This is a genomic window from Pseudomonas sp. 15C, from assembly GCF_055484735.1.
In genome coordinates this window covers 1-6,855 of sequence record NZ_JBUDGD010000108.1, presented here as the reverse complement: position 1 = coordinate 6,855, position 6,855 = coordinate 1, and the positions used below count along the sequence as shown (strand labels likewise).

3 protein-coding genes are annotated in these 6,855 nt (G+C 61.3%); all 3 read right to left on the bottom strand.

The genetic code is table 11. The annotated features are described in order from the left end of the window. Nucleotides 1-635: 635 nt before the first annotated feature. From ACYYKW_RS26245 to mexE, 3 genes are read right to left on the bottom strand one after another with little or no spacing between them, the layout of a single operon-like run. On the bottom strand, nt 636-2,057 hold the full coding sequence (locus ACYYKW_RS26245; protein ID WP_464991569.1) for an efflux transporter outer membrane subunit: 1,422 nt from the start codon (nt 2,055-2,057) through the stop codon (nt 636-638). Next, the gene (locus ACYYKW_RS26240; protein WP_090283546.1) at nt 2,054-5,245 is read right to left on the bottom strand and encodes an efflux RND transporter permease subunit; all 3,192 of its coding nucleotides are present in this window, start codon (nt 5,243-5,245) and stop codon (nt 2,054-2,056) included. The genes ACYYKW_RS26245 and ACYYKW_RS26240 overlap by 4 nt, the downstream gene beginning before the upstream one ends. Nucleotides 5,246-5,260: 15 nt before the next feature. After that, nucleotides 5,261-6,514 (bottom strand): multidrug efflux RND transporter periplasmic adaptor subunit MexE, encoded by a 1,254-nt coding sequence (mexE, locus tag ACYYKW_RS26235; protein ID WP_090283543.1) that lies wholly within the window; start codon nt 6,512-6,514, stop codon nt 5,261-5,263. Nucleotides 6,515-6,855 lie beyond the last annotated feature (341 nt).

The following is a 6,855-nucleotide window of genomic DNA, read 5'->3' as shown; positions in this document are numbered from 1 at the left end:
TACGGTTTGCTTCGCTGCACCTACTTCCGCTGTGTACGACTTCGTCGTACGGTCGCTGCGCTCCCACACCCGGATCAATCCCTCCGCTCAGCCTTCCGATGTCGCTGGTTAGGCAAGATCAAGATCAAAAGCACTCGAGCTAACGCTCATTGTTGAGTGGTGAGAAGCGCCGCATGGCTTTGGGATTTGTGGTGGATTCGCTCCTCACCCCAGCCCTCTCCCCCTGGAGAGGGAGCCGATTTGGGGGCCGTTCAAATCCTGAGTTCGACTCGGTGTTGCGCGTTGGCGCATCTCTTTCATCCACCCCGGTCAGTCCCCTCTCCCTACGGGCGGTCCGACGTTTCGGGAGGGCTAGGGTGAGGGGGTCTGCAGGCCTACCGCGTTATCGTTCATCGCCAGCAGGCTGGCTCCCACAGGTCGACCGCATCCCAACTGAAAGAATGCGATCAAAATGTGGGAGCTTGCCTGCAAGCGATGGCGGCCGGTCAGCCGACACCACTGAAACTGACCCACCACGACCCCCAGCAAAATCGCAACAGCTGAAAAAAACCATAAAAAAACCCCGCGACCGAATGATACGCGGGGCAAAAAAATTGGTTGGTTGCGGCCAACCAAAGGAGCTCTTTTAAAAGCGATTACTTGCTGGCAACGGTCGCCGGCTGCCAGCCGCCGCCGAGGGCTTTGTAGATGGCGACGATGCCGCGATAAAGGTCGACTTCGGCCTGGGCCTGGCTGTCTTCGGCGTTCAGCCGCTCGCGCTGTGCATCGAGTAGCACGAGGAAGTCGGTGGTGCCTTCGCGGTAGCGGATTTCCGCGAGGTCGGCGGCCTTGCGGCTCGATTCACTCTGGCGGATCAACGAGATCAGCCGTTGCTGACGCTTGCCGTAATCGCTAAAGGCGTTTTCCGATTCTTCCAGCGCCAGCAGCACTTGCTGCTCATAGGTCGCCAGTGCGCCTTCGGCTTCGGCATCGGCGCCGCGTAAACGGGCGCGCACGCTGCCGAGGTCAAACGCAGCCCAGGTGATGCTCGGGCCGAGGGCCCAGGCATTGGCGGCCGACGAACCGATCTGCGAGCCGCGCCCGGCGGTCCAGCCGAGGAAGCCGCTGAGGCTGACCCGTGGGAACAGATCGGCTTTCGCTACACCGATACGCGCCGTGGCCGAGGCCAGTTGGCGTTCAGCGCTGAGGATGTCCGGGCGACGTTGCAACAGTTCACCCGGATCGCCAATCGGCAAGGCCTTGGCAATCGCTGGCAGGTCTTTCGGGCTCAGGTCAACAGTCAGCTTGTCCGGGCGCTCGCCGAGCAGGGTGGCGATGCGGTTTTTCTGCCGCACCTGTTCCGCCTGCAATTGCGGCACGGTCGCTTCGACGTTGGCCAGGCGCGCATCGGCGCGTTCCACGTCGAGCTGATCCCCGACACCGGCATCACGCAGGCTGACGGTGATCTTGCGCGACTCGACCTGGTTGTTCAGGTTGGCCACGGCGATCTTCTCGCGCAGTTGCGCACCACGCAGTTGCCCGTAAGCGTCGACCAGTTCGGCAATCATGGTGACTTGCAGTTGATACAGGTCGGCTTCGGCAGCCTGCTGGTCGGCGTCGCTGGCTTCCAGATTGCGCTGGATGCGCCCGAACAGGTCCAGTTCCCAGGCCATGTCCAGGCCCAGATCGTAGCGTTCGCTGTTGACCCGGTCGGTGGTCTGGCCGGGAATCTGGCCTTTGCCCAGGTCACTGCTGGCACGGCTGGTGATGGTCGGCATCGCGTCGTTGCTGGCATCGTCGCGGATCGCCCGAGCGGCTTTCCAGCGGGCGAACGCTACGCGCAGTTCACGGTTGCCTTGCAGCGATTGCGTGACCAACTGGTTGAGGGTCGGGTCATCGAATTGCTGCCACCAGATGCCTTCGAATTTCGACCGGTCGAAGTTCTTTTGCCCGGCGGCGCCGTCGGTGGCGGCCGTGATGTTGGCCGCCTCCGTGGCTGGGGTCTTGTAGTCGGGGCCGACGGCGCAGGCGCTGAGGGCCAGCACCAACAGGCTCGGCAGGAAGACTTTCAGACTCATTGATGCGCCTCCAGTGGCTTTGGAAGGTTGTGCGCCTTGGCCGCTTTGCGGGCCTCACTGCGTTCAACGAAGTTACGGATCAGCACGTAGAACACAGGCGTCAGCAGCAGACCGAAGAAGGTCACCCCGAGCATCCCGGAGAACACCGCCACACCCATGGCGTGACGCATCTCGGCACCGGCACCGCTGGAGAACACCAGTGGCACCACACCCATGATGAACGCGAAGGAGGTCATCAGGATCGGCCGCAGACGCAGACGGCAGGCTTCCAGCACTGCGGCGAGCGGGTCGAGGCCTTCTTCCTGTTTGTCCTTGGCGAACTCGACGATCAGAATCGCGTTCTTGCATGCAAGTCCCACCAGTACGATGAGGCCGATCTGGGTGAAGATGTTGTTGTCACCGCCCGAGATGATCACACCGGTGATGGCCGACAGCAGGGTCATCGGTACGATCAGGATCACCGCCAGTGGCAGGCTCCAGCTTTCGTACTGTGCAGCGAGCACCAGGAACGCCAGCAGTACGCAGAGCGGGAACACGAACAGCGCGGTGTTGCCGGACAGAATCTGCTGGTAGGTCAGGTCGGTCCACTCGTAGGTCATGCCGTTCGGCAGTTCGTCCTTGAGCAGTTTCTCGATGGCTTTTTCGGCCTGGCCGGAGCTGTAGCCGGGAGCTGCTGCACCGTTGATTTCAGCGGTGATGAAGCCGTTGTAGTGCATCACACGATCCGGACCCGAGGTGTCGCTGACCTTGATGAAGGTCGCCAGCGGGATCATTTCGCCTTTGTTGTTGCGTACTTTCAGCTGACCGATCTGATCGGATTCGAGGCGGAACTGTTGTTCGGCCTGAACGTTGACCTGATAGGTGCGCCCGAAGCGGTTGAAGTCGTTGGCATACAGCGAACCCAGGTAGATCTGCAGGGTGTCGAAGATGTCGCTGACGGCCACGCCGTGGGTCTTGGCTTTTTCGCGGTCGATGGCGGCATCGACCTGTGGCACGTTCACGGTGTAACTGGTGAACAGGCCGGCCAGTTCCGGCACGTTGTGGCTCTTGTTGATGATGTTCATGGTTTCTTTGTACAGCTCGTCGTAACCGAGGTTGCCACGGTCTTCGATTTGCAGACGGAAACCACCAATGGTGCCCAGACCCTGTACCGGCGGTGGCGGGAAGATCGCCATGTACGCCTCTTGAATGTTCGCGTACTGGCCGTTCAAGGCCCCGGCGATTGCCCCGGCAGACATGCTCGGGTCTTTACGCTCGTCGAACGGTTTCAGGGTGACGAAAACGATGCCGGCGTTCGGGCTGTTGGTGAAGCCGTTGATCGACAGGCCCGGGAACGCTACGGCGCTTTCCACGCCCGGCTGTTTCAGCGCCAGGTCAGACATGCGCTTGATCACGTCTTCGGTACGGTCCAGGCTCGAGGCGTCCGGCAGTTGCGCGAAGGCCACGAGGTATTGCTTGTCCTGGCCGGGGACGAAACCGGTCGGCGTGCTGGAGAAACCGAAGAACGTCAGCACCATCAGGCCTGCGTACAGCAGCAGGGCGATGCCGCTGCCACGGATGACCCGGCGCACGGTGCCGACGTAACCATGGCTGGCGCGATCGAAGAAGCGGTTGAACGGGCGGAACAGCCAGCCACCGAAGATCTTGTCGAGCACTTTCGAGAAGCGGTCTTTCGGCGCGTCGTGGCTTTTCAGCAGGACGGCGGCCAGCGCTGGCGACAGGGTCAGCGAGTTGAAGGCCGAGATCACCGTCGAGATGGCGATGGTCAGGGCGAACTGTTTGTAGAACTGCCCGGTGAGGCCGGAAATGAACGCTGCCGGTACGAATACCGCACACAGCACCAGCGCCGTCGCAATGATCGGGCCGGTCACTTCACGCATTGCCCGTTTGGTCGCTTCGACCGGTGTCAGTCCGAGCTCGATATTTCGCTCGACGTTCTCCACCACCACGATGGCGTCGTCCACCACGATACCAATCGCCAGTACCAGACCGAACAGTGACAAGGCGTTGAGCGAGAAACCGAACAGGTGCATCACCGCAAACGTACCGATCAACGATACCGGCACCGCCACCAACGGAATGATCGAGGCGCGCCAGGTCTGCAGGAACAGGATCACCACCAGCACCACGAGAATCAGTGCTTCGAACAGGGTGTGAACCACCGCTTCGATCGAGCCGCGCACGAAGATCGTCGGGTCGTAGACGATGCTGTAGTCCATGCCCTGCGGGAAGCCTTTCTTCAGCTCTTCCATCTTGCCGCGAACTTCGTTCGAGATATCGATGGCGTTCGAGCCCGGACGCTGGAAGATCGGGATCGCCACCGCCGGCTGGTTGTTCAGCAGCGAACGCAAAGCGTATTGGCTGGAACCGAGTTCGACGCGGGCGATGTCTTTGAGGCGGGTGATTTCACCGTCGTCGCCGGCACGAATCACGATGTTTTCGAACTCTTCCTCAGTGACCAGACGGCCCTGAGTGTTGATCGACAGCTGGAAGCTTTGCGCGGTCGGGGCAGGGGGCGCGCCGAGCTGGCCGGCAGCGACCTGACGGTTCTGCTCGCGGATCGCAGTGACCACGTCGGTTGCGGTCAGATTGCGCGAAGCGGTCTTGTTCGGATCGAGCCAGACACGCAGCGAGTAATCGCCCATACCGAACAGCTGCACGTCACCGACACCGCCGAGACGAGCCAGCTCATCCTTGATGTTGAGGATCGCGTAGTTGGACAGGTAGAGCATGTCGTAGCGCTTGTCCGGCGAGGTCAAGTGCACAACCATGGTCAGGTCGGGCGAGGCCTTGTCGACGGTGATACCGATGCGCGTCACTTCTTCTGGAAGCTTCGGCTCGGTGCGCGTCACGCGGTTCTGCACCTGCACCTGCGCGTTGTCCAGGTCAGTGCCCAGGGCGAAGGTGATGGTCAGGGTGATCTTGCCGTCAGCGGTCGATTGCGAAGACATGTACAGCATGTTCTCGACGCCGGTGATGGCTTGTTCCAGCGGCGCAGCCACGGTTTCACCGATGACCTTGGGGTTGGCACCCGGGAAGTTGGCACGCACCACCACGGTGGGCGGCACGACTTCCGGGTATTCGCTGATCGGTAACTGGAACAGCGAGATCGCACCGGCGATCAGGATCAGCAGCGACAGCACCGCTGCGAAGATCGGCCGGGAAATGAAGAATTGGGAAAAATTCATCGGAGTTGTCGTCCCTTAACCGCGTGGGGTCGTAGCAGCCAGCTTCGCAGCCGAACCCGACGCACCCTTGGCAGGGGCGACTTTGGGCAGGTTGCTGGCTTCCAGCGCTTGACGTTGTTGGGCGAGAGCGGCGAGGGTCTGCTCGCTGGCCATCGGAATCACTTCAGGGGTGACTGGCGAGCCGGGACGCACCCGCTGCAGGCCCTTGACGATGATCGTGTCGTCTTTTTGCAGACCGGTGCGGACGATGCGCAGGCCTTCGATTTTCGGCCCGAGTTCGACAGGGCGGTACGCGGTTTTGTTGTCCGCATCCATCACCAGCACGAACTTCTTGCCCAGGTCAGTACCGACGGCTTCGTCGTTGATCAGCATGGCGTTGTAGGTGCCGCTGCCGACCAGTTTCAGCCGTGCGTACAAGCCCGGGGTGTAGGTGCCGTCAGTGTTGTCGAACACCGCGCGGCCACGGATGGTGCCGGTTTTCGGGTTGACCTGGTTGTCGACGAAGTTCATCTGGCCGAGGTGCGGGTTGCCGTCCTCGTTGGACAGGCCCATGTACACCGGGGTGGTCGCACCGCGCTGACCGTTGCGCGCCAGTTGGGTGTACTTGAGGAATACACGCTCGTCGGCGTCGAAGTAGGCGTAGACCTTGTCGGTCGAGACGACGCTGGTCAGGGCAGTGGTGTCGGCGGTCACCAGGTTGCCGGCGGTGATCTCGGCACGGCTGACGCGGCCGCTGATTGGCGCGGTGACGCGGGTGAAGCTCAGGTTCAGTTTGGCCAGATCGAGTTGCGCTTGCAGGGCGCCGACGGCGGCGCGGGCTTCCTGGGCAGCGCTGGTGCGCGAATCAGCCAGTTCGGCGGAGATCGCGTTGCTGGTGCGCAGACGTTCGCCGCGAGCGGCTTCATTTTCACTGCGGGTGGCGGTGGCGCGGGCCTGGGCGACCAGTGCTTCGAGGCGGCGGACCTCGGCCTGGAACGGACGCGGGTCGATCTGGAACAGCAGGTCGCCTTTCTTGACCAGTGCGCCTTCGGTGAAGGCTACCTGATCGATCTGGCCGGAGACCCGTGGGCGGATTTCAACGGTTTCCGGCGCTTCGAGGCGCCCGGTGAATTCGTCCCACTCATTGACCGGTTGTTCCAGCACCTTGGCCACGCTGACTTTTGCAGGGGGCATGGCAGCGGTGGTCTCCGGGGTTTTGCCGCAGGCGCTCATCACCAGCACGGCCAACAGGGCCATCGGGAAGCGCAAATGTTTGAGTGAATGTTCCATGGATGCATCCGCCAAAGTATTGAAGATGGGCGGATGATGCTCGGCGGGGTGTGATGGCACGAATCGAATGAAGCAAAGGTAACTATCATTCGGAATGATATAAGACCCGAGTCAGCCCTCTAGCGTGCGCCTTTCGTTAGGGGGCTATCAATAGATTTGTGGGCAATGATCTGTTGCGTGGCGTGCAACGATCGCGATTTTTGTCGGGGTTACCGAGTGATGGCTTTCTTTGAGGCGTTGATTTTGGGTACATATCCGTTGCTGCGGTAACGGCGGCTTAGGGTTTCGCCCTTACGGCGAGGCACTTTTTCCAGACGCCGAAAAAGTACCCAAAAAGGCTT